General features: G+C 47.4%; 1 protein-coding gene. It reads left to right on the plus strand.

Annotated features, from left to right (window positions below; all coding sequences use genetic code 11):
* The first annotated feature begins 443 nt into the window (after positions 1 to 443).
* Positions 444 to 1,835, plus strand: coding sequence for a group II intron reverse transcriptase/maturase (gene ltrA / locus LI091_RS18320; protein WP_021650934.1), 1,392 nt, complete (start codon positions 444 to 446; stop codon positions 1,833 to 1,835).
* Positions 1,836 to 1,907: the final 72 nt, after the last annotated feature.

Raw genomic sequence — 1,907 nt, forward strand, 5'->3', positions numbered from 1 at the left:
TTTTTGTGTGCGCCCGGCGGCGCACGTTTCTAACGGGGGCAAGTCCCGAATCCGCCTGGTAGTGGGAAGGATATAGCCGAAGGCAAGGGTGTCCATCGTGAGGTGGAATCTGAAGGAAGCCGGATGTGGGAATAAACTAACCACGGGCAAATCTCTGGTCTGACGAACAGAAATCACATATAAGGTTTTGCATGAGGGTAAGGCTGCACAACAAGTCAAAGCCCAATAACTACACGGAATCATGCGGAATAGATGTGGCAGATAGATGGAGAGAAAGAAGCGTGTGATACCCGGGGAGGTCTGCGCGACATGCCTCGAAAGAGGTAACCACTGCCAAAAGCAGTGCTGAACGCACAGAAGTCAGCAGAGGTCATAGTAGCCGAGAGGTGAAGGACTGAATCAATAGGAGTCTCAAGTATGACCCGGAAAGGAGAAATGAGCAGATGGATGCAGAAAACAAGGAAAGCTGCTTGCAGAGAGATAGCGCGGAACGTAAAGGGTATGTAAGAGCGCACCGCTCATTCAACCGGATATGGAAAGAAAGGGACAGTGCAGAGCCGGATATCTTAGGTAAGATACTGAATAAGGACAACCTAAACAGAGCTTACAAAAGAGTGAAGGCAAACAAGGGAGCGCCGGGAGTAGATGGGATGACCATTGAAGAGGCGTTCCAGTGGATAAAGGAACATAACCACGAACTGACAGAACAGATTCGAAAGGGGCATTATACCCCATCGCCTGTGAGACGAGTGGAAATTCCCAAATCAGACGGAGGAGTACGAAAACTTGGTATTCCGACTGTCATAGACCGTATCATCCAACAGGCAATGTCACAACAGCTGATACCGATTTATGAGCCAAAGTTTTCGGATGGAAGTTTCGGATATCGTCCGGGACGGAGTGCGAAAGACGCAGTTCAGAGGATAGAGGAGTATGCAGAACAGGGATATACAAAAGCAGTAGTCCTAGACCTGTCAAAGTATTTCGATACACTGAACCATGAGTTACTTGTAAATATCCTGCGCAGAGATGTAAAGGATGAACGTGTAATACAGATGATAAAGAGGTATCTTAGAAGTGGAGTGATGGAAAACGGTGTAGTCATTAAGACGGAAGAAGGATCACCACAGGGAGGAAATCTCTCCCCACTGTTAGCCAATGTATATCTTAACGAGTTTGACCAGGAGTTCAACAAAAGAGGAGTACCGTGCATTCGCTATGCAGATGATATCGTATTGCTAGCGAAGAGCGAACGTGCATCCGAACGGTTGTTGGAAAGCAGTACGAAATATCTGGAAGGGACACTGAAACTAAAGGTGAACCGAGAGAAAAGTCGTACGGTCAGTGTGTTTGCAATAAGAAATTTTAAGTACCTTGGCTTCTGTTTCGGGAAGAGCGGAAAAGGAATCTATGTCCGTGTCCATGGAAAGTCATGGAAGAAAGCCAAGGAGAAGCTGAGAAAGCTCACTTCCCGGAGCAGGTGCGGAAGTATAGTAAAGACCATGGAACGTATAAAAGAATATATGCGAGGATGGCTGAACTATTACAGTATGGCAGACATGAAAAACAACGTCGAAAGGCTGAACAGGTGGCTGTATCGAAGGATACGAATGTGTATCTGGAAACAGTGGAAACTGCCAAAGACACGAAAACGGAAGCTGATGGGGTTGGGAATGCCAGAATGGGCAGCCTGTGAAGGAGCCTACAGCCGAAAAGCTTATTGGAGAATGGCAAATGCAGGAGTGGTCAAACGAGCACTAACAAAAGAAAGACTGATAAACTGGGGCTTTTATGATTTAGCCACAGCCTATCAGTCCATGCACGTCAACTATTGAAACCGCCGTGTACCGAGCGGTATGCACGGTGGTGTGAGAGGACGGCGGTTAGTCACCGCCTCCTACTCGATC

Origin of the sequence: Blautia sp. MSK20_18, from assembly GCF_020553125.1 — a bacterium.
GTDB lineage: Bacteria > Bacillota > Clostridia > Lachnospirales > Lachnospiraceae > Blautia_A > Blautia_A fusiformis.